The following is a 23690-nucleotide window of genomic DNA, read 5'->3' on the forward strand; positions in this document are numbered from 1 at the left end:
CGTTCCGGCATGGGTGATGGCATGCGGAGGTGACGTGCAGGCCAATGTTCCTGTAGTTTCGCTTCAGGGGCAAACGGATAATCCTGCCGCTATTGATGACTTTCATGAATGAATTACCGCCATCTGACCCCATCCATGTCGCTGCTACTGGCTTTCGAGGCTGCCGCCCGGCATGAAAGCTACACCCGCGCCGCCGCCGAGCTGTCACTGACCCAGAGCGCGGTCAGCCGCCAGGTGCAGGCGCTGGAGCAGCAACTGGGCCTGACCCTGTTCCGCCGCGAGGGGCGCCAGGTGCAACTGACCGACGTCGGCCGCCTGTACCAGCGCGAGCTCAGCGAGGCACTGGGGCGCATTCGCAGCGCCACCTTGCAGGCACTGGCCTACCAGTCGGGGGTGGGCACCTTGCGCCTGGCCACCCTGCCCACCTTCGGCTCGAAATGGCTGCTGCCACGGCTGCACGCCTTCTACAGCGCCCACCCGGGCATGCTGGTGCACATACATTCACGCATCGAAGCCATCAACTTCGACACCAGCGAGATCGATGCCGCCATCGGCGTGGCCAGCCACGACCTGCCGGGGTTGATCTGCCATCGCCTGCATGCCGAGGAACTGGTGGTGATATTGCCGCCGGAGGCTGGCGCGGACAGCCAGGGCTGGAGCCCTGCACGCATCAGTGAAGAGGTGTTGCTGAATGTGGCCAACAACCCGCATGCCTGGGGCGAGTGGTTCTCGCACCATGGCCTGGCGCACCGGGCGATGCGCCTGGGGCCGAGCTTCGAGCTGACCTCGCACCTGATCCAGGCGGTACGGGCCGGGATCGGCATCGGCCTGGTGCCGCGCATACTGGTGGAGGAAGAACTGGCCAAGGGTGAGCTGTACAGCCCTGGGGTGGCATTTGCCAGTCAGCGCAGTTATTACCTGATCTACCCACCGCGCAATGAGGCGCTGCCGTCGCTGCGGGCGTTTCGCAGTTGGTTGCTGGAGCAGATCTGAATGTCTGGGCTGCCTGTACCGGCCCTTTCGCGGGCACGCCCGCTCCCACAGGGACCGCGCTGAGCTGGAACCTGTGGTGATCCTGTGGGAGCGGGCGTGCCCGCGAAAGGGGCGGCACAGGCAACAAAAAACCCGAAGCCAGTCACCCGGCTTCGGGTTTTTCTATCGCCGCAGCGCCTTACTTGGCCACGCTACCAGCAGCCCCAAGCGCCTGCGCCCTGCGACGCGGCTTGACCATGTAGACCACGAACATGGCGAACAGCCACACCGGGATCGCATACACGGAAACCTGGATACCCGGGATCATCGCCATGATGCCCAGGATCAGCACCACGAACGCCAGGCAGATGTAGTTGCCATAGGGGTACCACAGCGCCTTGAACAGCGGCTTCTGGCCAGTGCGGTCCAGGTGCTGGCGGAACTTCAGGTGCGAGTAGCTGATCATCGCCCAGTTGATCACCAGGGTGGCCACCACCAGCGACATCAGCAGCTCCAGCGCGTTTTGCGGCATCAGGTAGTTGAGCAGCACCGCGATCAGCGTCACGCCTGCCGACACCAGGATCGAGCGCACCGGTACACCACGGCTGTCGACCTTGGCCAGCGACGCCGGGGCATCGCCCTGCTCGGCCATGCCCAGCAGCATGCGGGCGTTGCAGTAGGTGCCGCTGTTGTACACCGACAGCGCTGCAGTCAGGACCACGAAGTTCAGCAGGTGCGCAGCCACGTCACTGCCCAGCAGCGAGAACACCTGCACGAACGGGCTGCTGCCATAGCTGCCGCCGGACGCATCGATGCTGGCGACCAGGTTGTCCCATGGGGTCAGCGACAGCAGCACCACCAGGGCACCGACATAGAAGATCAGGATACGATAGATGACCTGGTTGATCGCCTTGGGAATCACGGTCTTCGGCTTGTCGGCCTCGGCGGCGGTGAAGCCGAGCATTTCCAGGCCACCGAAGGAGAACATGATGAAGGCCAGGGCCATCACCAGCCCGCTGACACCGTTCGGGAAGAAGCCGCCGTGCGACCACAGGTTGGCCACGGTGGCTTCAGGGCCGCCGCTGCCGCTGGTCAGCAGGTAGGCACCCAGGCCGATCATGCTGACGATGGCCACCACCTTGATGATGGCAAACCAGAATTCGGCCTCACCGAAGAACTTCACGTTCATCAGGTTGATGGCGTTGATCAGCACGAAGAACGCTGCCGCCGTGACCCAGGTAGGGATCTCCGGCCACCAGTAGTGGACATACTTGCCGACCGCCGAAAGCTCCGACATGCCCACCAGGATGTACAGCACCCAGCAGTTCCAGCCCGACAGGAAGCCGGCGAAACCACCCCAGTAGGTGTGGGCGAAATGGCTGAACGAGCCGGCCACCGGCTCTTCGACGATCATTTCGCCGAGCTGGCGCATGATCATGAAGGCGATGAAGCCGCAGATGGCGTAGCCAAGGATCATCGACGGGCCAGCGGATTTCATCACGCCTGCCGAGCCGAGGAACAGGCCGGTACCAATCGCACCGCCGAGGGCGATCAACTGGATATGGCGGTTCTTCAGGCCCCGCTTGAGCTCGCCTGAATGCATGTTTTGTCCACTCATGAACGAAGTCACCTGCATTGTTTTTATCTGTGACGGAATCGGACCCACCGCGCTCGTGGCGCAGCGGAATGGGCAAGGTGGTTACCTTGGGTTTCCTGACCTCAGGTGCCGCCGGGGCGGGTCAACCAGGCGTGATCAAGAGTGCGCGGTACGCAAGGGAGTCACAGGTAAAACGCGGCGCACTGTATACCCCTGCAAACGCGCAGGCGTCAACGCGTTGCATCGTTTCCTCGGGAAAAAACGCAGCGATCCTGTGGTGTGGGCCTTGAAAGGCGAAGTGATCGGCGTACATGGCGCCTCCATTTGTTGTTTTGTCAGCCTGGCTCTGTGGACAGGCTTTTGCACACGGCAATGGCGGCTATAACACCGTGGGGCGGGGCTTTGGGCAAGAGTGGGTGGGGCTAGGCTGGCTGTTTTGACCGGGAGTCGGCGGCAAGGTTTGTTTACACGATTCGACCTAATCTGAAATCCGGGCTGAAACCGACCACATTCGTACAATTTTCTTTACAGGGTGGTTCGGGAACTTGCCAGTCGTCCGAAAATTCTTTTTGTTCAATATCTTGGGGCCGCTTTGCGGCCCATCGCCGGCAAGCCAGCTCCCACAGGATGATCACAGGTGCGGCCATTGTGGTGACCCTGTGGGAGCTGGCTTGCCGGCGATGGGCTGCAAAGCAGCCCCAAAATCTGACAGGCATAAAAAACCAGCCCGAAGGCTGGTTTCTCGATTACCACACAGGCCAATCAGCCACGCGGTTTGCCGCGGCCACGCCCTGCCGGCTTGTCACCTTCAGGCTTGGCCGGACGCTTGCGCATCTCGCTCGGGCGTTCGGCCACGGTGCTGCCACGGCCGGTCTTGCGCGGGGCCTCTTCACGCGGCTGGCGCGCCGGGCGTTCGCCAGCAGCAGCACCTTCGTGAGCCGGGCGCAGGTTGCGCACGCGCTCGCCACGGCCCAGCGGGCGGGTCGACTTGCGCTGCAGGCGCTCCATCTTGTCCTTGGCCTTGAGCTTCATGGCTGGCAGCGCCACCGGCTGCAGGCCCACTTCAGCAGCGAGGATGTCGATTTCGCCCTGACTCATTTCACGCCAGCGGCCCATCGGCAGGTCGGAGTTGAGGAACACCGGGCCGAAACGCACGCGCTTCAGGCGGCTGACCACCATGCCCTGAGACTCCCACAGGCGACGCACTTCACGGTTGCGGCCTTCCATCACCACGCAGTGGTACCAGTGGTTGAAACCTTCGCCACCTGGTGCCTTCTGGATGTCGGTGAACTTGGCCGGGCCATCTTCCAGCATCACGCCGGCCTTCAGGCGCTCGATCATCTCGTCGTCGACCTCACCACGCACACGTACCGCGTATTCACGGTCCATCTCGTAGGACGGGTGCATCAGGCGGTTGGCCAGTTCACCGTCGGTGGTGAACAGCAGCAGGCCGGTGGTGTTGATGTCGAGGCGGCCAATGTTGATCCAGCGGCCTTCTTTCGGCCGTGGCAGGCGGTCGAACACGGTCGGGCGGCCTTCCGGGTCGTCACGGGTGCAGATTTCGCCATCGGGCTTGTTGTACATGATCACCCGGCGGGTGGCCTCGGCGGCCTCTTCGCGCTTGATCAGCTTGCCATCCACGGCAATGGCGTCGTGCAGGTCGACGCGCTGGCCGAGGGTGGCCTCGACGCCGTTGACCTTGATGCGGCCCTGGCTGATCCAGGCCTCGACGTCACGGCGCGAGCCAACGCCAATGCGCGCCAGCACTTTCTGCAGCTTTTCGCCGGATGGAGGGGTGATTTCGGTATCTTGCAGGTCTTGCTCACTCATCTGGGCACCTCCCGGTGTAGGAATGAAATAAGGGTTCTGGCGACGAACGCGCCAAAAGGTCGCGCATCATACGCGGTTCGGCGGGGGAACGCACTGGAGGGTAGAGGGTTTTGTGGGCTTTGCGAGGGGTTTCTGCCTAATGGTGGTGTGTGGGCATGGCCGGCCCTTTCGCGGGCACGCCCGCTCCCACAGGGATATCACAGGTCCTGAGGGCTGCGCAGTACCTGTGGGAGCGGGCGAGCCCGCGAATGGGCCGGTACAGGCAACGAAGGAATCAGGGCAGTGACTTGCCCTCTTCTTCCAACGAGGCCTCAGCCTCTACCTCGCGCAAATCATCGAAATCGGTCTTCAGCCCCTCTTCCATCGCATCCAGCTCCACCAGCAGGCTACGGAAGCTGGTCTCCTCCTTCGGCTCGGCAACCTCTTCCTCTTCCCCAAGGCTGGCATCCGCCAATGCCTGCAGGTGCGCCGGCACTGGCGCATCATCCGGGTCGAGCAGCGGCTCGGGCTCCATCTCCCGCAGCTCGGCCAAGGCTGGCAGCTCGTCCAGGCTCTTGAGGTTGAAATGGTCGAGAAACGCCTTGGTAGTGGCGAACATCGCCGGCCGCCCGGGCACTTCGCGGTAGCCGACCACGCGGATCCACTCGCGCTCCATCAGGGTCTTGATGATGTTGCTGTTCACCGCCACGCCCCGCACATCCTCGATTTCGCCACGGGTGATGGGCTGGCGGTAGGCGATCAGGGCCAGGGTTTCCAGCAGCGCGCGCGAGTAGCGCTGCGGGCGTTCTTCCCACAGGCGCCCGACCCACGGCGCAAAGTCCTCGCGAATCTGCAGGCGGTAACCGCTGGCCACCTCCTTGAGCTCGAAGGCGCGGCCATTGCACGACTTGCCCAGCAGCTCCAGAGCCTGCCTGAAGACCTTGGGCTCCGGTCGCTCGGCTTCCTCGAACAGTTCGTACAGGCGCTCCAGGGATTGCGGCTTGCCCGAAGCCAGCAGGAAGGCTTCGATCAGCGACGCCAGGTCGCGGGGTTCATTCAGGTTCATCAGGTTCTTCAACAAGCGCGGGGCGAAGCCGCACGTGGATGGCGGCGAAGGGTTCATTCTGCACCAGTTCGATCAGCGATTCCTTCACCAGCTCGAGAATCGCCATGAACGTCACCACCACACCCAGCTTGCCCTCCTCGGCGGCGAACAGCTCGACGAACGGCACGAAACCGCCGCCCTTCAGGCGTTCCAGCACCTGGCTCATGCGTTCGCGAGTGGACAAGGTCTCGCGGGTGATCTGATGGCTTTCGAACAGGTCGTTGCGGCGCATCACCTCGGCCATCGACACCAGCAGCTCCTCCAGGCTGACCTGGGGCAACAGCTTGCGCACCTTGGCCTGCGGCGCCTCCAGGCGCGGCACCACCACCTCGCGGCCAACCCGTGGCAATTCATCGATACCTTCGGCGGCGGCCTTGAAGCGCTCGTACTCCTGCAGCCGGCGGATCAGTTCGGCGCGCGGGTCGCCCTCCTCCTCCTCGACGTCGGCCGAGCGCGGCAGCAACATGCGCGACTTGATCTCGGCGAGCATGGCAGCCATCACCAGGTATTCGGCGGCCAGCTCCAGGCGCACGCTCTTCATCAGCTCCACGTAGCCCATGTACTGGCGGGTGATTTCCGCCACCGGGATGTCGAGGATGTCGATGTTCTGCTTGCGGATCAGGTACAGCAACAGGTCCAGCGGGCCTTCGAAGGCTTCGAGGATGACTTCCAGGGCGTCCGGCGGGATGTACAGGTCCAGCGGCAGCTCGGTCAGGGCTTCGCCATAGACCAGTGCCAGCTGCAGCTGCCGAGGCGTTTCGGCCTGTTCGGCCGGAGCCTCGGGCGTTTCCACCTGGCTCACGCGTTGACCAGGAACGGCGTGGGGTCGCCGCAGCCTTCACGGACCAGTTCCGGTTCATCGCCGGACAGGTCAATGATGGTCGATGCCTTGAGGTCACCGAAACCGCCGTCGATCACAAGGTCGACATGGTGCTCCAGGCGCTCGCGGATCTCGTAAGGGTCGGTCATCGGCTCGGTGTCGCCCGGCAGGATCAGGCTCACACTCATCAACGGCTCGCCCAGTTCGGCCAGCAGGGCCAGGGTAATGGCATGGGCCGGCACCCGTAGCCCGATGGTGCGGCGTTTATCGTGCAACAGCAGGCGCGGCACTTCGCGCGTGCCGTTGAGGATGAACGTGTAAGGTCCCGGCACATGTGCCTTGAGCAGCCGGAACGTGCCGGTGTCGACCTTGGCGTACAACCCCAGCTGCGACATGTCGCAGCACATCAGGGTGAAGTTGTGGGTCTTGTCCAGCCCGCGCAGGCGCCGCACCCGTTCTATGGCCGCCTTGTCACCCATCTGGCAACCCAGCGCATAGGCCGAATCCGTCGGGTACACCACTACACCGCCCTTGCGGATAATCTCGACGGCCTGCTTGATCAGGCGCTGCTGCGGGTTCTCCGGATGAATCTGGAAAAATTGGCTCACGTAGTCGTCCTGTTCATACCGCCAAAGGCTGTTCATGGCTGAATCGGCGCCACAGAGGTGGCAGGTCCTCGGGCAAAGGCCGGTAGGCACCGATCTCGCCCCAGGTGCCGGGGCCGTGGAAGTCACTGCCAGCGCTTGCCAGCAGGCCGAACTCACGGGTGAGGATGGACATGGTGCCCACCTGCTCGGCAGGCATCAACCCGTTGACCACTTCAAGCGCCTGCCCGCCTGCCTGAATATAGTCGGCAATCAGCCTTCTGCGCTTGCTGCGGGTCAGATCGTAGTGCATGGGATGCGCCAGGCTCACCCAAGCGTTGGACTGGCGCAGGGTGGCGACGGTTTCATCGAGGGTAGGCCAGTGCTGCTTGACGTCCCCCAGCTTGCCGGCGCCCAGCCATTTGCGAAACGCCTCGCCGCGGTCCTTGACGTGCCCGGCACGCACCAGGTACTCGGCAAAATGCGGGCGCGCCGGGGCGTTGCCGCTATCGCCCAGTTCGTGCTGCACGGCGCGGGCGCCGTCGAGGGTACCGGGCATGCCCTTGGCCGCCAGCCGTTTGTCGATTTCTTCGGCGCGCAGCCAGCGGCCGCGGTGCAGCGCTTCGATCGCCGCCAGCAGGGGCGGTGCGTCGAGCGGGAAGTCGTAGCCCAGCACATGGATGGTCGCGCCACCCCAAGTGCACGACAGCTCCACCCCGCTGACCCAGTGCATGCCCTTGTCGCGGCACGCCTGGCGCGCCTCGGGCAGGCCTTCGATGGTGTCATGGTCGGTCAGTGCCAGCGTTTGCACCCCATGCTCATGGGCCCGGGCGACCAGTATCGAGGGCGACAGGGCGCCGTCGGAGGCCGTGCTGTGACAGTGCAGATCAACATTCATGGAGGAGCGCTTTCGCTGGAATCGATGTTTGTTATTATGCCGTCACATCCCGATTCTGGCTGCCATTGTGAAACAATTCATCGATTTCATTCCGCTGCTGCTGTTCTTCATCGTCTACAAGCTCGACCCGCGCCCCATGGAAGTCGCCGGCCACAGCTTCGAATTCGGCGGCATCTACAGCGCCACGGCCATGCTGATCATCAGCTCGCTGGTGGTCTACGGCGCGCTGTTCCTGCGCCAGCGCAAGCTGGAAAAGGGCCAGTGGCTGACCTTGGTGGCCTGCCTGGTGTTCGGCGGCCTGACCCTGACCTTCCACAGCGAAACCTTCCTGAAGTGGAAGGCGCCGGTGGTGAACTGGCTGTTCGCCCTGGGCTTCGCCGGTAGCCACTTCATCGGCGACCGGGTGCTGATCAAGCGCATCATGGGCCACGCCCTGAGCCTGCCCGATGCCATCTGGACCCGCCTGAACCTGGCCTGGATCGGCTTCTTCCTGTTCTGCGGCGCGGCCAACCTGTTCGTCGCCTTCACCTTCCAGGACTTCTGGGTCGACTTCAAGGTGTTCGGCAGCCTGGGCATGACCGTGATGTTCCTGGTAGCGCAGGGCGTGTACCTGTCGCGCCACCTGCACGACGACCCTTCTACCTCCAAACCCAAGGATTGACATGCTCTACGCCATCATCGCCAGCGACGTCGCAAACTCCCTGGAAAAGCGTCTGGCCGCCCGCCCGGCGCACATCGAACGCCTGCAGCAGCTGAAGGCCGAGGGCCGCGTGGTACTGGCCGGCCCGCACCCGGCCATCGACAGCAACGACCCGGGTGAAGCGGGTTTCAGCGGTAGCCTGATCGTTGCCGAGTTCGACTCCCTGGCCGCGGCGCAGGCCTGGGCCGATGCCGACCCTTACATTGCCGCGGGCGTGTACGACAAGGTGGTGGTCAAGCCGTTCAAGCAAGTGCTGCCTTGATCTGAGACCGCGTGGGCTTCTTCGCGGGCTTGCCCGCGAAGAAGCCCACGCGGTACCGGCAGTTATACTGTTGCCATCAGTCTGCGGTATCTTTGCCACTGGCGGGCCGAATAGCCGCCGTCAATGGTTGAATTGAGTGAGTCATGAGCGAGCTGTTACTGATAGATGATGACCAGGAGCTGTGCGAGCTGCTCGGCAGCTGGCTGACCCAGGAAGGGTTTACCGTGCGCGCCTGCCACGATGGCCAGAGCGCACGCCAGGCCCTGGCCACGCATGCCCCGGCGGCCGTGGTGCTGGACGTGATGCTGCCCGACGGCAGTGGCCTGGAACTGCTCAAGCAGTTGCGCAGCGAGCATGCCGAACTGCCGGTGCTGATGCTCTCGGCCCGCGGCGAGCCGCTGGACCGCATCCTCGGCCTGGAACTGGGCGCCGACGACTACCTGGCCAAACCCTGCGACCCGCGTGAACTCACCGCTCGCCTGCGTGCCGTGCTGCGCCGCAGCCACCCCACCGCCACCACCAGCCAGGTGGAACTGGGCGACCTGGTCTACAGCCCTGCCCGTGGCGTGGCCAGCATCGATGGCCGCGAAATGACCCTGACCCTGTCCGAAAGCCGCATTCTCGAAGCCCTGCTGCGCCAACCCGGCGAGCCGCTGGACAAGCAGGAACTGGCGCAGATCGGCCTGGGCCGCAAGCTGACCCTGTACGACCGCAGCCTGGACATGCACGTCAGCAACCTGCGCAAGAAAATCGGCCCCCACGCCGATGGCCGGCCGCGCATCGTTGCCCTGCGCAGCCGTGGTTATTACTACTGCCTCTGAACATCTTTACCGAGCCTTTACCATCCACTGACCGCGCTTGACGGTGATCTTCCTAGACTGTGCTCATCCGGTAACCACCGGCCCATGAAAGGAGAGACACCATGCGCAAGACCCTTATCGCCCTGATGTTCGCCGCCGCCCTGCCGACCGTGGCCATGGCCATGCCTGAAGGCGGCCCGCGCCACGACGGCCCACATCATCGCGGTGATGCGCCTTTCCACCAGCTGGACCTGAGCCGTGACCAGCGCCAGCAGATCGGCAAACTGATGGGCGAGCAGATGAAACAGCGCCGCGACATCACCGAGCGCTACCTGTCCAAACTGCCGGCCGCCGACCAGAAGGCGATGAAGGACGAACTGCAGGCCAACCGCGACAAGACCGACAGCGCGGTCCGTGCCCTGCTCAAGCCTGAGCAGCAGAAGAAGTTCGACGAACTGCAGAAGGAACGCGCCGCACAGAAAGCCGAGTGGCAGGAGTTCCAGGCCTGGAAAGCTGAAAAAGGCAACAAGGCCCAGTAAGCTGTCCGCCCGATGCCCGGCCCGCCTCAGTGCGAGCCGGGCTTTTCTTGTTTGCAGGAGGTGCACTTGCGTTCACTGTTCTGGCGCATCCTGGCCAGTTTCTGGCTGGCCATCACCCTGGTTGCGGGCCTGTCGATCCTGCTGGGCCATATGCTCAACCAGGACGCCTGGATCCTCAGCCGCCACCCGGGCCTGAATACCCTGGCCAGCAAGTGGGCCAAGCATTACGAACAGGAAGGCCTGGCTTCGGCACAGCACTTCCTGGAACGGCGCAAGGACCGCTACAAGATCGACGTGCAGGTGCTCGACGACAGTGGCGAAGCCGTGGTGCCCGGCACCTTCCCGCGCCGTGCGGCGGCCTTCGAGGCACGCCAGCACAATGACCAGCGGCGCCTGCCGTGGCGCCGGTTGACCGAGGAGTACACCAGCCCCGACACCGGCGAGACGTACCTGCTGATCTACCGCATCCCCCACCCGGCGCTGGATGCCTGGCACCGCGAAAGCCTGTTATGGCCGCTCAGTGCGCTGGGCATTGCCCTGGTGGTGCTGACCCTGTTCAGCCTGCTGGTGACCCTGTCCATCACCCGCCCGCTCAGCCGCCTGCGCAGCGCCGTGCATGACCTGGGCCAGACCACCTACCAGCAGAACAGCCTGGCGCAGCTGGCGGCGCGGCGTGACGAGTTCGGCGTGCTGGCCAAGGACTTCAACAAGATGGGCGCGCGCCTGCAAAGCACCATCGGCAGCCAGCGCCAGTTGCTGCGCGATGTGTCCCATGAACTGCGCTCACCGCTGGCCAGGCTGCGTATCGCCCTGGCCCTGGCCGAGCGCGCCGAGCCTGAGCAGCGTGAGGCGCTGTGGCCACGCCTGACCCGCGAATGCGACCGCCTGGAAGACCTGATCAGCGAAATTCTCGCCCTGGCGCGGGTCGATGCCGAACAGGCCCATGCCGAGCCGGTCGACCTCAACGCCCTGCTCGGCAGCGTGCGCAAGGACGCCCAGCTCAGCGCACCAGAGCAGGATGTGCGCCTGGAGGCACAGCCGGGGTTGACCTTGCAGGGTTGGCCAACGCTGATCGAGCGTGCCGTGGACAACCTGCTGCGCAACGCCCTGCGCTTCAACCCGCAGGGCCAGCCGATCGAAGTCAGCGCCATGCGCGAGCAGGACCGTATCGTGATCAGCGTGCGTGACCATGGGCCGGGGGCGGCGGCGGAACACCTGGCGCAGCTGGGGGAACCGTTCTTCCGTGCGCCGGGGCAGGATGCGCCGGGGCATGGGCTGGGGTTGGCGATTGCACGCAAGGCGGCGGAGCGGCATGGCGGCAGCCTGGTGCTGGAGAACCATCCACAGGGGGGCTTTGTGGCGCGGCTGGAGTTGCCTGTGACTGAAGCGACAGGCAGTTGATTTGATGCAAATGCTCCCGGCCTCTTCGCGGGTAAACCCGCTCCCACAGGTACCTGTGCAAGGCGTGAAATTTTCGCACCTCCTGTGGGAGCGGCGGGCGGTTGATGTGCTGTAAAGGCACCCGCCCTCTACCACAGGTACTGTGCAAGGCCTGAAATTTGCGCAACACCTGTGGGAGCGGGTTTACCCGCGAAAGGGCCGGATGCCTTGATACGGCAATCAGCCCAAGGCTGCGTTACTCGCCCCAGGCACTGACGAAATCAGCAGTTTCCAGAATCGGCGCGGTGCGCGGCTCGGTCAGCGGCGTACCCACATACAGATACCCGATCAGCTCCTCGTTCGCGGCCAGCCCCAGGCCCTTGTGCACATGGGCATCGAAAGCCATGTCCCCGGTGCGCCACACCGCACCGATACCTTGCGCATGCGCCGCAATCAGGATGCCGTGCGCCGCACAGCCTGCCGCCAGCCGCTGCTCGGACTTGGGCACCTTGAAGTGGTCCTGCAGCTTGGCAACCACCACGATCAGCAACGGCGCCCGCAGGGGCATGGCGCGGGCCTTGTCCAGGGCTGCCTGGGTGGCATCCCCCTTGTGCTGCAGCGCTTCGGCGAACAGCTCACCCAGCTTCTCGCGGCCCTGGCCTTCGATGGTGAGAAAGCGCCACGGCCGCAGCTGACCGTGGTCCGGGGCGCGCAGGGCGGCCTGGAACAGCGCCTCGCGCTGGGCGGCATTGGGCGCCGGGTCGGTCAGGCGTGGCACGGAAACACGGTTGAGCAATGCGTCGAGAGCCTCCATCGGCTACCCTCCTGGCAGGTAAATGTGCCGCCATTCTAGCGTTTACATCACCAGACCCATAGGTAGAATGGCGCCCTTCCGTTTCGAGTCAGAGCAGATCACATGGCGTTGCCGACCTTAAGGATCATTGGTTTCATCATCGGCATCTTCCTGATTACCCTCGCCGTCAGCATGGCCGTGCCCATGGCGACCCTGGTGATCTTCGAACGCACCCGTGACATGCCGTCGTTCCTCTGGTCGAGCCTGATCACCTTCATCGCCGGCCTGGCCCTGGTGCTCCAGGGCCGCCCCGAACATGTGCACCTGCGCCCGCGCGACATGTACCTGCTGACCGTCAGCAGCTGGCTGGTGGTGTGCGTGTTCGCCGCCCTGCCGTTCCTGCTGACCCAGCACATCAGCTACACCGACGCCTTCTTCGAAAGCATGTCGGGCATCACCGCCACCGGCGCCACCGTGCTCAGCGGGCTGGACAACATGTCACCGGGCATCCTGATGTGGCGCTCGATGCTGCACTGGCTCGGCGGCATCGGCTTCATCGGCATGGCGGTAGCGATCCTGCCGCTGCTGCGCATCGGTGGCATGCGCCTGTTCCAGACCGAATCGTCCGACCGCTCGGAGAAGGTCATGCCGCGCTCGCACATGGTCGCCAAGTCGATCGTGGGGGTATACGTCGGCTTCTCGATCCTGGGCGCGCTGGGCTTCTGGTGGGCCGGCATGAGCCCGTTCGATGCGATCAACCACGCCATGTCGGCGATTTCCACTGGCGGGTTTTCCACCTCCGACCAGTCGCTGGCCAAGTGGGATATCCCGGCCGTGCACTGGGTCGCGGTGGTGGTGATGATCCTCGGCAGCCTGCCCTTCACCCTTTACGTGGCGACCCTGCGCGGCAACCGCAAGGCACTGATCCGCGACCAGCAGGTGCAGGGTTTGCTGGGCATGCTGGTGGTCACCTGGCTGGTGCTTGGCACCTGGTACTGGGCCACCACCAACCTGCACTGGCTCGACGCCCTGCGCCACGTGGCGCTGAACGTGACTTCGGTGGTCACCACCACCGGCTTCGCCCTGGGTGACTACAGCCTGTGGGGCAACTTCTCGCTGATGCTGTTCTTCTACCTGGGCTTCGTCGGTGGCTGCTCCGGCTCTACGGCGGGTGGCATCAAGATCTTCCGCTTCCAGGTCGCCTACATCCTGCTCAAGGCCAGCCTCAACCAGCTGATCCATCCACGCGCGGTGATCAAGCAGAAGTACAACGGCCACCGCCTCGACGAAGAAATCGTGCGTTCGATCCTGACTTTCTCGTTCTTCTTCGCCATCACCATCTGCGTCATGGCGCTGCTGCTGTCGTTGCTTGGCGTGGACTGGATGACCGCCCTGACCGGCGCTGCCGGCACGGTCTCGGGTGTGGGCCCGGGCCTGGGTGAAGTGATCGGCCCGTCGGGCAACTACGCCACGCTGCCGGACGCTGCCAAGTGGATTCTCGCCAGCGGCATGCTGCTCGGCCGATTGGAAATCATCACCGTGCTAGTGTTGTGCATGCCGGCGTTCTGGCGTCACTGACCACCTCAGGCTCGGCACCCAGGCGGGCGCGGTACTCACTGGGTGTGGCATGGAACCAGCGGCGGAACGCCCGGTAGAAGTTGCTGGGGTCGGCAAAACCCAGCAGGTAGGCGGTTTCCAGCAGGGTCATGCCTGGCTGCGCCAGGTACTGTTCGGCCAGTTCGCGGCGGGTATCGTCGAGCAGGGTCTGGAAGCTGGTGCCTTCTTCCTGCAGCCGCCGCTGCAAGGTGCGCTGCGACAGGTGCAGGGCCTGGGCCAGGGTTTCGCGCTTGGGCTCGCCCTGCGGCAGGATGCGGCACAGTACCTGGCGCACGCGGTGGGTGACCCGGCTTTCCGAGAAACGCGCCAGGTATTCGCCGGCAAAGCGGTCATGCAGGATGGCCATGGCTTCGTTGGCGGTGGGCAGCGGCGCCTCCATGTCGGCGCGTTCGAACACCAGCGCATCGTGCGGCGCCCCGAACACCAGCGGCGAATGGAACGCCACCTTGTACGGCTCGATATTCTTTGGCTGCGGCCCCTGCACCAGCACCCGGCGCGGTTGCACCGGCCGACCGCTGAGCCAGCTGCACAGCGCCAGCGCGCAGGCCAGCGATGCCTCGGCACTGTGCCGGGTCGGTGGCAGATGGTCGCCGTGTACGGTCAGGATCAGCGAATAACCCTCGGGGCCGAGGACGAAGCTGAGGTCGGAGCTTTCGGCGATGATGCGCTGGTAACGCACCAGGCGCTCGAAGCCTTCGGCCAGGGTGCGGCTGGACATCAACGCATAGCCCACCACATGGAACGACGCCGGGCGCACCACCCGCGCCATGTTCAGGCCTATGGCCTCGTTGCCCGACAGTTCCACCGCCAGTTGCCACAGCCGGGTCATGGAGTCCTGGGGGAAGCGCGCGTCGGGGTCGTCGAGGGCAGCGAAATCCAGCCCCAGCTGCTTGAACATGGCCCGGCAGTCCAGCCCTTCCAGCTCGAGTGCCTTCACGATCCCTGATGCCCAGCTGGCTGACGTGGTTCTTTCGCTCATGAAAGGCATTTATGCTGACCGCTCCTGCGGTGAACCCCAAGGATATTCAATTGGCGCCTATTGTCACTGATAGGCCTCGCCAGTCACTCTAGACTCGATTCAGGCTCCACGCCGTACATCTTGTCCAGAAGTATTAATCCCGGAGCACTGTCATGAACCGCACAGCGCAGTTTCGCAGTTTTGCCGAGTTCTACCCTTACTACCTGGGGGAGCACAGCAACCCCACCTGCCGCCGCCTGCACTTCGTCGGCACCAGCCTGGTGATAGCCCTGCTGGCCTATATCATCGGCAGTGGCAAATGGTTGCTGCTGCTGGCCTTGCCCGTGTTCGGCTACGGCTTTGCCTGGGTCGGGCATTTCTTTTTCGAAAAGAACCGGCCTGCGACCTTTACCCATCCGCTGTACAGCCTGATCGGGGATTTCGTGATGTTCAGGGATATCCTGTTGGGCAAGATCAGCCTGTAGATTTTTTGGGGCCGCTTTGCGGCCTGTGGGAGCGGCCTTGTGTCGCGATGGGCTGCAAAGCAGCCCCCTTGGCCCTCAAACCCTACGCCGGTTCGCGCACCGCCGCCGCTGCCTGCGCCTCCCGCGCCTGTGCCTCGGCCAACCGGTACAGCTCGATCGTGCCATCCCAATGCTCGATCAGGGCCGTGCACGACTCCACCCAATCCCCGCAATTGAGGTACTCCACCTCCCCCACCTGGCGAATCTCGGCATGGTGGATATGCCCACACACCACCCCATGAAAACCGCGGCGGGTGCACTCGTGGGCAATGGCATCCTCGAAGTCGCTGATGAAGTTCACCGCGCCTTTGACCTTGTGCTTCAGGTATGCCGACAGTGACCAATAGCCGTATCCATAGCGGGCACGCCAGTGGTTGAGCCAGCGGTTGAGCACCAGGGTGAACTCGTAGGCACGGTCGCCGAGGAACGCCAGCCAGCGGTGGTAACGGGTAATCACGTCGAACTGGTCGCCATGGATCACCAGCAGGCGGCGGCCATCGGCGGTCAGGTGCTCGGCCTCGTCCACCAGCTGGATGTTGCCGAGGATCAGCTTGGAGTAACGGCGCAGGAATTCGTCATGGTTGCCGGTGACGTAGATCACCTCGGTGCCCCGCTTGCTCATGGTCAGCAGGCGGCGAATCACGTTGGTGTGGGCTTGAGGCCAGTAGATCCCGCCGCGCAGCTTCCAGCCATCGATGATATCGCCCACCAGGTAGATGCGGTCGGCCTGGTAGCCCTTGAGGAACTGCGACAGGTGTTCGGCCTGGCAGTCGCGGGTGCCCAGATGCACATCGGAAATCCACAGGGTACGCACGCGTTGCTTGCGCGAGGGACGGGACAGTTCGGCATGGGTCATGGGCAGGCTCCGGCGCAGTTTGCTGGAGACTGGCAGGCGCGGATGACAGCGCAGTGGCAAAACCGTTACGAGTGATGGACTGCAGGGAATGAGGCACAATGCGGTTCTGCCCTGCGAGGACGACTCTCCCCATGACCGCCGGCCCGATCCTCTCGCTGCGCCATTACCGCGACAGCCTGATCGCCCACAGCCACGAACACCCGCAACTGGTGTTCGGCCTGCGCGGTCGCCTGGAGTTCGAGGTGCAGGGGCATGGCGCCGGGATCGATCGACAGGGGCTGATCGTGGTACCGGCGGGCGCCCATCACACCTGCGCCAGCGATGGCGGCAGCGATTGCCTGGTGCTGGATGTACCAGGGGACCACTGGTTGCGCGAGCAACTGGGCGAACATGCCGATGCCAGCCGCCGCCTGCTCGACCGCCCCGCCGCCTTGGGCCTGGACGAGCGCCAGCAGCAATTGGTGGACTGGCTGGCGACCAGCCCCATGCACGACCCGCTGATTGCCCGGCAAGGGGCAGCGCTGCTGCTGGCCAGCCTCAACCCAACGGCGGCAGCCAGCGTCGCAGCCAGCCAGCGCCTGCCCTATGCCGCCTTCGATGCGCATATCGAGCGGCATGCCGCCTACCCGCTGCAAGTGGCTGACCTGGCGCGCATCGCCGGGTTGTCCAGTGCCCGCCTGCATGCGCGCTTTACCGCAGAATGCGGGATGACGCCGATGGACTACATTCGCCAGCGGCGCTTGCTCAAAGCGCGGCGGCTGGTGATGCAGACCTTGCTACCGATGGGGGAGATTGCGGCGCAGGTGGGGTACAGCTCGCAGAGTGCGTTTTCGGCGGCGATGTTGCGGGCGTTCGGGTGTACGCCGTTGGCATTGCGGCGAGAGTCTGGCGACAACTCACACTAGCCTTGCGACAGAATGCATCCTTCTGAGCCTATACACTGAGCCTGTGCCGGCCCTTTCGCGGGCGCGCCCGCTCCCACAGGTGTTGCACCGTTTTCAACACCTGTGCAGTACCTGTGGGAGCGGGCATGCCCGCGAAGAGGCCGGCACAGCCAGTAGAGATCTTGAGCAAGGACCACCCATGAACCACCGCACCGCCCTCGGCGCCCTGCACATCGGCGCGCTGTTCTTCGGCCTCACCGGCGTCTTCGGCAAACTGGCCGCCAGCGCCAGCCCGGCGATCATCGTCTTCGGACGCGCCGCCTTCGCCGTGCTCGCCCTGGCCCTGTTCGCCAGCCTGGCCGGGCCGGGCTGGCAACGCCTGAGCGGCCAGGACGCCCGCCGCCTGCTGCTCGGCGGCGTGCTGCTGGCCGGGCACTGGGTCAGCTTCTTCATTGCGGTAAAGGTCGCCGGCGTGGCCATCGCCACCCTCGGCTTCGCCAGCTTCCCGGCCTTTACCGTGATCCTCGAAGGCCTGCTGTTCCGCGAACGCATCCGCCGCAACGAGGCTTTGCTGGTGTTGCTGGTCAGCATCGGCCTGGTACTGGTCACACCGGCATTCGACCTGGCCAGTGAAGCCACCGGCGGCCTGCTCTGGTCATTGCTGTCGGGGCTGCTGTTCTCCCTGCTGTCACTCACCAACCGCGCCGGCTCCGGCCGCCTACCTGCAGTGCAGGCGGCGCTGTGGCAGAACCTGGTGGTGGGCTTGTGCCTGCTGCCGTTCGCGGCACCGGACCTGGCCGGCGTAGCCACCATGGACTGGCTGTGGATCGCCCTGCTCGGCATCTTCTGCACCGGCGTGGCGCACAGCCTGTTCGTCGCCAGCCTGTCGGTGATCAAGGCGCGCACCGCCGCCGTGGTGTTCGGCATGGAACCGGTCTACGGCATTGCCGTGGCCTGGGTGGTGTTCGCCGAAACCCCGACCCTGCGCATGCTGCTGGGCGGCGCGCTGATCATCTTCGCCATCGTGCTGTCCAGCCGCCTGGCCGCCGAGCAACCGCCCAGGCAGCGGCCCCTGGCCGAGGGCGCCTGATTCAGCGGTCGTTGTGGCCCAGGTCACGCTGCGGGTCGATCTGGTCGCGCACCCGCTGCTTCAGCACCTTGGCCTCGGGGAAGCCACCGTCGGCCTTGCGCTCCCAGATCTGCACGCCATTGCAGGTTATGCGGAAGATACCGCCGGTGCCAGGCTCCAGGGCCACCCGGCCAAGGTCGTCGGTGAAGGTGCTGAGCAGTTCCTGGGCCAGCCAGGCGGCACGCAGCAGCCATTGGCACTGCGTGCAATACGTGATGACGATTTCCGGTTTGCTGTCGGCCATGGTGAGGCATCTCCAGGTGAGGGGCCGCTTATACTAGCGGTCTTTAGCCCACGGTTTGAGACTCACGATGCGCCGTTTGCTGTTCTGTTTCCTGCTCACCCTCACCTCCCTCACGGTATTCGCCGCCGAACCGGCCAGGCTCAAGGTTGGCCTGGTGCTGTCGGGGGGCGCGGCCCGTGGCCTGGCCCACATTGGTGTGCTCAAGGCCCTGGAGGAACAGGGCGTGCGCATCGACGCCATCGCCGGCACCAGCATGGGCGCGGTGGTCGGCGGCCTGTATGCCTCGGGCTACAGTGTCGAAGAGCTGGAAAAGCTTGCCACCACCCTCGACTGGCAACAGGCGCTGTCCGATGCCCCGCCGCGCAAGGATGTGCCGTTCCGGCGCAAGCAGGATGACCGCGACTTCCTGGTCAAGCAGAAGCTCAGCTTTCGCGACGACGGCAGCCTGGGCCTGCCGCTGGGGGTGATCCAGGGCCAGAACCTGGCGCTGCTGCTGGAAAGCAAGCTGGCGCACACCGCCGACACCCGTGACTTCGACAAGCTGCCCATTCCCTTCCGCGCAGTGGCCACCGACATCGCCAGTGGCGAAAAGGTAGTGTTCCGCCGTGGCCACCTGCCCCAGGTGATCCGCGCCAGCATGTCGATCCCGGCGGTATTCGCCCCGGTCGAACTGGACGGCCGGCTGCTGGTGGACGGCGGCATGGTCGACAACATCCCGGTGGACGTCGCCCGCGAAATGGGTGTGGACCTGGCCATCGTGGTCGACATCGGCACCCCGCTGCGTGACCGCAAGCAGCTGGCCACGGTGGTCGATGTGCTCAACCAGTCGATCACCCTGATGACCCGGCGCAACTCGGAAGAACAACTGGCCAGCCTGCACCGCGACGACATCCTCATCCAGCCACCACTGACCGCCTTTGGCGTCACCGACTTTGGCCGCGCTCGGGAAATGATCGAGGCCGGCTACCGCGCCACCCGCCTGCTCGACCCGCGCCTTGCCGCCCTGCGCCAGCCCGAAGGTGACAGCAGCCTGGCCGTGGCCCGCTCGCCGCGCCAACGCACGCCGACGATCACCGCGATCAGGATCGAAAACGACTCCAAGGTCAGCGACGAGGTCATCCGCTCGTACATCCGCCAACCGATCGATGCGCCGCTGGAGTTAGGCCGCCTGCAGACCGACATGGGCACGCTGTACGGCCTGGACTACTTCGACCGGGTGCAGTACCGCGTGGTGCACAAGGGCGACGACAACACCCTGGTGATCAACGCCCGCGGCCGACGCGGTGGCACCGACTACCTGCGCCTGGGCCTGAACCTGTCGGACGACCTGCGCGGCGACAGCGCCTTCAACCTGGGCGCCAGCTACCGGGTCAACGGCATCAACAGCCTCGGCGCCGAATGGTTGACCCGTGGCCAGATCGGCGACCAGCAGGAGTTGTACAGCGAGTTCTACCAGCCGCTGGACGTGGGCTCGCGCTACTTCATCGCGCCGTACCTGGACTTCAGCTCGCAGAACATCGAAGCCACACTGGACAACGACCCGGTGGCCGAGTACCGCCTGGAGCGTTACGGCTTTGGCCTTAACGTGGGGCGGCAGATCGGCACCAACGGTGAAGTGCGCCTGGGTGTGGGCAAGGCCTGGGGCGAGGCCGAGGTACGCATCGGTGATCAGGACCTGCCCAAGGTCAGTTTCAACGAAGGTTTCTACGAGCTGAAGTACTCGTTCGACACCCTCGATAACCTGTACTTCCCGCACAGCGGCGAGGATATCGGCCTGACCTTGCGCAAGTATGACCAGTCGCTGGATTCCGACCAGGATTACCGGCAGTGGATGTTCAACCTGGACAAGGCCCTCAGCAGCGGGCCGAACACCTTCGTGCTGGGCGGGCGCTACGGGCGCACGCTGGATGATACCGAAGTGGTGACCTCGAGCTTCGTGCTGGGTGGCGCGCGGGAGCTGTCAGGCTTCCGCCAGGACTCGGTGTCGGGGCAGAACGTGAGCCTGATGCGCATGGTCTACTACCGCCGCCTGACACCACGGGCCTACGTGCCGCTGGACTTCCCGCTGTACATCGGCGGGTCGCTGGAGCGAGGGCGGGCGTGGAACAACGACAACGATTTCGACAGTGGCTACATCAATGCGGCGAGCATCTTCCTGGGGCTGGAGACGCCGCTGGGGCCGTTGAACCTGAGCTACGGGGCCAACAGTGCGCATGAGCAGGCGGTGTACCTGAACCTTGGGCATACCTTCTAGGTGCCGGACACATTGTGGGAGCGGCTTTAGCCGCGAACACCGGCGAAGCCGGTGCCATACACCGCGTTGCATTCTTCGCGGGTAAACCCGCTCCCACAGGCCGCAAAGCGGCCCCAGGCCCCTCAGGATTTCTCCAGGTTGGCCAGAATCTTGGCATGCACCCGCATGCACACCTGCAGCTCCGCCTCGTCCACCCCGGTGAACAGCTCAACCCGCAGTTGATTGGCAATGGTCTCGATCTGGTCGATCAGCGGTTTGGCCGGCGGGCACAGCATAATCTTCTTGGCCCGCCGGTCTTCCAGCACCGCCTGCCGGCGTACCAGCCCCTGCGCCTCCAGGCTGTCGAGCAGGCGCGCCAGGGTCGGGCCTTCGACGCCCACGCTCTGGGCCAGCTCACGCTGGGTCGGGGCCTCTTCGAAACGGGCCAGGTGCAGCAACACCAGCCAGCGCGCCTGGGACAGGTTGAGCCCGGCCAGGCGGCGGTCCAGCTCGGCACGCCACCCCCGGGACATCTGGGCCAGCTGCATGCCGAAGCGGTGTTGGTTGTCGGTCAGGGGCATAAGCAACTCATTGAACAGATCTAATTATTAGGCAGCTAACCATGGCCCGTCCCACGAGGCAAGGCTCGGGCACCCTGGAATGTTCGATAATCGTCAAAAAACATGACAAAGGTCAGCAGATGGCAGTTCTGCCTTCGATCCTGTCGTCACTTACAGCTCGAACTCGGCCGCCAGCGCAGCCCGCACGCAGTACAGCACGCCCTCCGGCACCCGCGCACCGAACAGCGGCGCAATTGCCGATACCGGTGGCAGCTCGCCCTCGCCATCGAGGAAGGCATCCTGCACTTCCATCAACAGATCTTCCGGCAGGTCCAGGGCCTGTTCCAGGCTCAGTTCCTGGCGGCCCAGCGCCTCGGCCAGCAGGCTGTAGACGTTCTTCTCGCTGCAGTTGAGCTGCCCGGCGATCTGCGCCGGGGTCATGCCGGCACGGGCCAGGCTGACCAGTTCGTGGCGCAGGTCGAGTACCACTTTCGGCGCTTCGTCGGTGCCGCCGCTGTTGTTCAGCACCTCGAGGAAGGCCTGGCCATAACGCTCCAGCTTGCGCGCGCCCACGCCGCTGACCTGGGCCATGTCGCTGAGGCTGGCCGGCTGGCTGCGCAGCATCTCCAGCAGCGTCGAGTCGGGGAAGATGACGTAGGGCGGCACGCTGTGCTCCTCGGCCAGCTTGCGCCGCAGGGTACGCAGCGCTTCCCACAGTTCGCGCTCTTCGGCACGCACCAGCTGGCTGGCCGGGCTGCCGCCACTGGACGACGAAGTCCTGGCGGTGGTCTGCGGCTTGAGGTCACGGCGCAGCTGCAAGGTCACTTCGCCACGCAGCAGCGGCCGGCAGCTGTCGGACAGGCGCAGGCCGCCGTAGCCTTCCAGGTCGATGTCGACCAGGCCACGCGCCACCAGCTGACGGAACAGCGAACGCCACTCGACTTCGGCCAGCCCCTTGCCGACGCCAAACACCGAGAGCTTCTCGTGGCCGAAATTGCGCACCTTCTCGGTGTCCTTGCCCAGCAGCACATCGACCAGGTGACCAACGCCATAGCGCTGGCCGGTGCGGAACACCGCCGACAGCGCCTGACGGGCCGGCTCGGTGGCGTCCCAGGTCTGCACCTGGTCGACACAGTTGTCACAGTGCCCGCACGGTTGCTCGAGGGTTTCGTCGAAATAGGCCAGCAGCGACTGGCGGCGGCAGCGGGTTTCTTCGCACAGGGCCAGCATGGCGTCGAGCTTGTGCTGCTCGATGCGCTTGTGGCGCTCGTCACCTTCGGAGTTCTGCAGCATCTGCTTGAGCATCACCATGTCCTGCAGCCCGTAGGCCATCCAGGCATCGGACGGCAGCCCGTCACGGCCGGCACGGCCGGTCTCCTGGTAATACGCCTCGAGCGACTTGGGCAGGTCAAGGTGGGCGACAAAGCGCACGTTGGGCTTGTCGATACCCATGCCGAAGGCGATGGTGGCGACCATGATCAGCCCTTCCTCGTTGAGGAAGCGGTGCTGGTTGGCTGCACGCGTCTCGGCAGCCAGGCCGGCGTGATACGGCAGCGCGGGGAAGCCCTGGTCACAGAGGAATGCGGCGGTTTCGTCGACTTTCTTGCGCGACAGGCAATAGACGATACCGGCGTTGCCGCGGCGCTCGCCGAGGAACGCCATCAGCTGCTTGCGCGGCGCCTCCTTGGGCACGATGCGGTAGAAGATGTTGGGCCGGTCGAAACTCGACAGGAAGCGCTCGGCGCCTTGCAGGTGCAGGCGCTGGACAATCTCCTCGCGGGTGCGCATGTCGGCGGTGGCGGTCAGCGCGATGCGCGGCACATGCGGGAACAGTTCGGCCAGCTGGCCCAGTTGCAGGTATTCGGGGCGGAAATCGTGGCCCCATTGCGACACGCAGTGGGCCTCGTCGATGGCGAACAACGAGATATCCAGGTCGCGCAGGAAGTCGAGCATGCGCGGCTGCACCAGGCGCTCCGGCGCCAGGTACAGCATCTTCACTTCGCCACGGCGCAGGCGCCCGGCCAGGTCACGCTGCTGCTCCGGGGTCAGCGTGGAGTTCAGCGCAGCGGCCGGCACACCCAGTTCGTCTAGCGTGGCGACCTGGTCGTCCATCAGTGCGATCAGTGGCGAAACCACCACCGTCAGGCCCGGGCGCAGCAGCCCCGGCACCTGGAAACACAACGACTTGCCGCCGCCGGTGGGCATCAGCACCAGGGCATCGCCACCATTGGCCACGCAGTCGATGATCGCTGCCTGGCGCCCGCGGAAACTGTCGTAGCCGAAGACGTCCTTGAGAACGCGCTGAGCCTGTTCGAGCATGTGCAACTCCACAAATCGCCGTACCATCCCGGATACAGGCTGGACGAAAAACCCGCCCCGCACACGCCAAATGCGTAAGCGGTTTTTGCCAGGTAGCCGGCAAACCC

At 64.7% G+C, this 23690-nt stretch carries 23 protein-coding genes; 11 read left to right on the plus strand and 12 right to left on the minus strand.

Going from position 1 to position 23690, the window contains the following annotated elements:
* The first annotated feature begins 108 nt into the window (after window positions 1-108).
* A complete protein-coding gene (locus CAG44_RS04670) occupies window positions 109-993 on the plus strand; it encodes a LysR substrate-binding domain-containing protein (RefSeq protein WP_013973663.1) in 885 nt (294 codons plus the stop codon).
* Between the two features lie 178 nt (window positions 994-1171).
* Here the strand turns inward: CAG44_RS04670 and CAG44_RS04675 are convergent, their stop codons facing one another.
* From CAG44_RS04675 to CAG44_RS04700, 6 genes are all read right to left on the minus strand, one after another.
* On the minus strand, window positions 1172-2590 hold the full coding sequence (locus CAG44_RS04675; RefSeq protein WP_075047028.1) for an amino acid permease: 1419 nt from the start codon (window positions 2588-2590) through the stop codon (window positions 1172-1174).
* Window positions 2591-3331: 741 nt separating this feature from the next.
* Complete coding sequence (gene rluB, locus CAG44_RS04680) at window positions 3332-4399, minus strand: 23S rRNA pseudouridine(2605) synthase RluB (RefSeq protein ID WP_075045968.1); 1068 nt, start codon at window positions 4397-4399, stop codon at window positions 3332-3334.
* A gap of 274 nt (window positions 4400-4673) precedes the next feature.
* Entirely contained in the window at window positions 4674-5444 is a 771-nt protein-coding gene (gene scpB, locus CAG44_RS04685; RefSeq protein WP_085691665.1) for an SMC-Scp complex subunit ScpB, read from the minus strand.
* Complete coding sequence (locus CAG44_RS04690) at window positions 5431-6156, minus strand: ScpA family protein (RefSeq protein WP_162276787.1); 726 nt, start codon at window positions 6154-6156, stop codon at window positions 5431-5433. The genes scpB and CAG44_RS04690 overlap by 14 nt, the downstream gene beginning before the upstream one ends.
* 125 nt (window positions 6157-6281) lie before the next feature.
* Window positions 6282-6911, minus strand: a complete 630-nt coding sequence (locus tag CAG44_RS04695) for an L-threonylcarbamoyladenylate synthase (RefSeq protein WP_038408376.1) — start codon at window positions 6909-6911, stop codon at window positions 6282-6284.
* Between the two features lie 13 nt (window positions 6912-6924).
* Complete coding sequence (locus CAG44_RS04700) at window positions 6925-7785, minus strand: PHP domain-containing protein (protein ID WP_085691667.1); 861 nt, start codon at window positions 7783-7785, stop codon at window positions 6925-6927.
* Between the two features lie 67 nt (window positions 7786-7852).
* Here CAG44_RS04700 and CAG44_RS04705 point away from each other — a divergent pair, with 67 nt between their 5' ends.
* From CAG44_RS04705 to CAG44_RS04725, 5 genes are all read left to right on the plus strand, one after another.
* Window positions 7853-8446, plus strand: a complete 594-nt coding sequence (locus CAG44_RS04705) for a septation protein A (RefSeq protein ID WP_003259096.1) — start codon at window positions 7853-7855, stop codon at window positions 8444-8446.
* Window position 8447: 1 nt separating this feature from the next.
* A complete protein-coding gene (locus CAG44_RS04710) occupies window positions 8448-8747 on the plus strand; it encodes a YciI family protein (protein ID WP_015271283.1) in 300 nt (99 codons plus the stop codon).
* A gap of 143 nt (window positions 8748-8890) precedes the next feature.
* Entirely contained in the window at window positions 8891-9568 is a 678-nt protein-coding gene (locus CAG44_RS04715; protein ID WP_025340136.1) for a response regulator transcription factor, read from the plus strand.
* A 101-nt stretch (window positions 9569-9669) separates the two neighbouring features.
* Window positions 9670-10086, plus strand: a complete 417-nt coding sequence (locus tag CAG44_RS04720) for a Spy/CpxP family protein refolding chaperone (RefSeq protein ID WP_025340137.1) — start codon at window positions 9670-9672, stop codon at window positions 10084-10086.
* 60 nt (window positions 10087-10146) lie between these two features.
* Window positions 10147-11487: a HAMP domain-containing sensor histidine kinase gene (locus CAG44_RS04725; protein ID WP_085691668.1), complete on the plus strand. Its 1341-nt coding sequence runs from the start codon at window positions 10147-10149 to the stop codon at window positions 11485-11487.
* 235 nt (window positions 11488-11722) lie between these two features.
* Here the strand turns inward: CAG44_RS04725 and CAG44_RS04730 are convergent, their stop codons facing one another.
* Window positions 11723-12280 (minus strand): nitroreductase family protein, encoded by a 558-nt coding sequence (locus CAG44_RS04730; protein WP_085691669.1) that lies wholly within the window; start codon window positions 12278-12280, stop codon window positions 11723-11725.
* 102 nt (window positions 12281-12382) lie between these two features.
* Here CAG44_RS04730 and CAG44_RS04735 point away from each other — a divergent pair, with 102 nt between their 5' ends.
* Window positions 12383-13837, plus strand: a complete 1455-nt coding sequence (locus CAG44_RS04735; RefSeq protein ID WP_013973677.1) for a TrkH family potassium uptake protein — start codon at window positions 12383-12385, stop codon at window positions 13835-13837.
* Here the strand turns inward: CAG44_RS04735 and CAG44_RS04740 are convergent.
* Window positions 13794-14855: an AraC family transcriptional regulator gene (locus CAG44_RS04740; protein WP_025340140.1), complete on the minus strand. Its 1062-nt coding sequence runs from the start codon at window positions 14853-14855 to the stop codon at window positions 13794-13796. The two genes, CAG44_RS04735 and CAG44_RS04740, sit on opposite strands and share 44 nt — an antisense overlap.
* Window positions 14856-15007: 152 nt before the next feature.
* Between CAG44_RS04740 and CAG44_RS04745 the strand changes: the two genes are divergently transcribed.
* Window positions 15008-15319, plus strand: a complete 312-nt coding sequence (locus tag CAG44_RS04745; RefSeq protein ID WP_025340141.1) for a DUF962 domain-containing protein — start codon at window positions 15008-15010, stop codon at window positions 15317-15319.
* A gap of 82 nt (window positions 15320-15401) precedes the next feature.
* Here the strand turns inward: CAG44_RS04745 and CAG44_RS04750 are convergent, their stop codons facing one another.
* On the minus strand, window positions 15402-16214 hold the full coding sequence (locus CAG44_RS04750; RefSeq protein ID WP_085691670.1) for a UDP-2,3-diacylglucosamine diphosphatase: 813 nt from the start codon (window positions 16212-16214) through the stop codon (window positions 15402-15404).
* 131 nt (window positions 16215-16345) lie between these two features.
* On the opposite strand from CAG44_RS04750, the gene CAG44_RS04755 reads away from it, so the two are divergent.
* Entirely contained in the window at window positions 16346-17119 is a 774-nt protein-coding gene (locus CAG44_RS04755) for an AraC family transcriptional regulator (protein ID WP_085691671.1), read from the plus strand.
* 178 nt (window positions 17120-17297) lie between these two features.
* Window positions 17298-18188: a DMT family transporter gene (locus tag CAG44_RS04760; protein WP_025340144.1), complete on the plus strand. Its 891-nt coding sequence runs from the start codon at window positions 17298-17300 to the stop codon at window positions 18186-18188.
* Window position 18189: 1 nt separating this feature from the next.
* On the opposite strand, the gene CAG44_RS04765 is transcribed toward CAG44_RS04760, so the two are convergent.
* The gene (locus CAG44_RS04765) at window positions 18190-18471 is read right to left on the minus strand and encodes a SelT/SelW/SelH family protein (protein ID WP_025340145.1); all 282 of its coding nucleotides are present in this window, start codon (window positions 18469-18471) and stop codon (window positions 18190-18192) included.
* A 67-nt stretch (window positions 18472-18538) separates the two neighbouring features.
* Between CAG44_RS04765 and CAG44_RS04770 the strand changes: the two genes are divergently transcribed.
* Window positions 18539-20725 carry a patatin-like phospholipase family protein gene (locus CAG44_RS04770; protein ID WP_085691672.1) on the plus strand — a complete coding sequence of 729 codons (2187 nt, stop codon included), beginning with the start codon at window positions 18539-18541 and terminating at the stop codon, window positions 20723-20725.
* Window positions 20726-20847: 122 nt separating this feature from the next.
* On the opposite strand, the gene CAG44_RS04780 is transcribed toward CAG44_RS04770, so the two are convergent.
* Complete coding sequence (locus tag CAG44_RS04780; protein WP_085691673.1) at window positions 20848-21285, minus strand: MarR family transcriptional regulator; 438 nt, start codon at window positions 21283-21285, stop codon at window positions 20848-20850.
* Between the two features lie 150 nt (window positions 21286-21435).
* Window positions 21436-23583 carry a DNA helicase RecQ gene (gene recQ, locus CAG44_RS04785; RefSeq protein ID WP_025340147.1) on the minus strand — a complete coding sequence of 716 codons (2148 nt, stop codon included), beginning with the start codon at window positions 23581-23583 and terminating at the stop codon, window positions 21436-21438.
* Window positions 23584-23690: the final 107 nt, after the last annotated feature.

Origin of the sequence: Pseudomonas sp. B13(2017) (assembly GCF_002113245.1) — a bacterium.
Lineage (GTDB): Bacteria > Pseudomonadota > Gammaproteobacteria > Pseudomonadales > Pseudomonadaceae > Aquipseudomonas > Aquipseudomonas putida_Z.

What these genes read in the sequence shown, in the direction of transcription:
- CAG44_RS04670 (WP_013973663.1), top strand. Translation starts at nt 109, where the DNA reads ATGAATTACCGCCATCTGACCCCATCCATGTCGCTGCTACTGGCTTTC.
- CAG44_RS04675 (WP_075047028.1), bottom strand. Translation starts at nt 2,590, where the DNA reads ATGAGTGGACAAAACATGCATTCAGGCGAGCTCAAGCGGGGCCTGAAG.
- rluB (WP_075045968.1), bottom strand. Translation starts at nt 4,399, where the DNA reads ATGAGTGAGCAAGACCTGCAAGATACCGAAATCACCCCTCCATCCGGC.
- scpB (WP_085691665.1), bottom strand. Translation starts at nt 5,444, where the DNA reads ATGAACCTGAATGAACCCCGCGACCTGGCGTCGCTGATCGAAGCCTTC.
- CAG44_RS04700 (WP_085691667.1), bottom strand. Translation starts at nt 7,785, where the DNA reads ATGAATGTTGATCTGCACTGTCACAGCACGGCCTCCGACGGCGCCCTG.
- CAG44_RS04710 (WP_015271283.1), top strand. Translation starts at nt 8,448, where the DNA reads ATGCTCTACGCCATCATCGCCAGCGACGTCGCAAACTCCCTGGAAAAG.
- CAG44_RS04715 (WP_025340136.1), top strand. Translation starts at nt 8,891, where the DNA reads ATGAGCGAGCTGTTACTGATAGATGATGACCAGGAGCTGTGCGAGCTG.
- CAG44_RS04720 (WP_025340137.1), top strand. Translation starts at nt 9,670, where the DNA reads ATGCGCAAGACCCTTATCGCCCTGATGTTCGCCGCCGCCCTGCCGACC.
- CAG44_RS04730 (WP_085691669.1), bottom strand. Translation starts at nt 12,280, where the DNA reads ATGGAGGCTCTCGACGCATTGCTCAACCGTGTTTCCGTGCCACGCCTG.
- CAG44_RS04735 (WP_013973677.1), top strand. Translation starts at nt 12,383, where the DNA reads ATGGCGTTGCCGACCTTAAGGATCATTGGTTTCATCATCGGCATCTTC.
- CAG44_RS04740 (WP_025340140.1), bottom strand. Translation starts at nt 14,855, where the DNA reads ATGAGCGAAAGAACCACGTCAGCCAGCTGGGCATCAGGGATCGTGAAG.
- CAG44_RS04745 (WP_025340141.1), top strand. Translation starts at nt 15,008, where the DNA reads ATGAACCGCACAGCGCAGTTTCGCAGTTTTGCCGAGTTCTACCCTTAC.
- CAG44_RS04750 (WP_085691670.1), bottom strand. Translation starts at nt 16,214, where the DNA reads ATGACCCATGCCGAACTGTCCCGTCCCTCGCGCAAGCAACGCGTGCGT.
- CAG44_RS04755 (WP_085691671.1), top strand. Translation starts at nt 16,346, where the DNA reads ATGACCGCCGGCCCGATCCTCTCGCTGCGCCATTACCGCGACAGCCTG.
- CAG44_RS04760 (WP_025340144.1), top strand. Translation starts at nt 17,298, where the DNA reads ATGAACCACCGCACCGCCCTCGGCGCCCTGCACATCGGCGCGCTGTTC.
- CAG44_RS04765 (WP_025340145.1), bottom strand. Translation starts at nt 18,471, where the DNA reads ATGGCCGACAGCAAACCGGAAATCGTCATCACGTATTGCACGCAGTGC.
- CAG44_RS04770 (WP_085691672.1), top strand. Translation starts at nt 18,539, where the DNA reads ATGCGCCGTTTGCTGTTCTGTTTCCTGCTCACCCTCACCTCCCTCACG.
- CAG44_RS04780 (WP_085691673.1), bottom strand. Translation starts at nt 21,285, where the DNA reads ATGCCCCTGACCGACAACCAACACCGCTTCGGCATGCAGCTGGCCCAG.
- recQ (WP_025340147.1), bottom strand. Translation starts at nt 23,583, where the DNA reads ATGCTCGAACAGGCTCAGCGCGTTCTCAAGGACGTCTTCGGCTACGAC.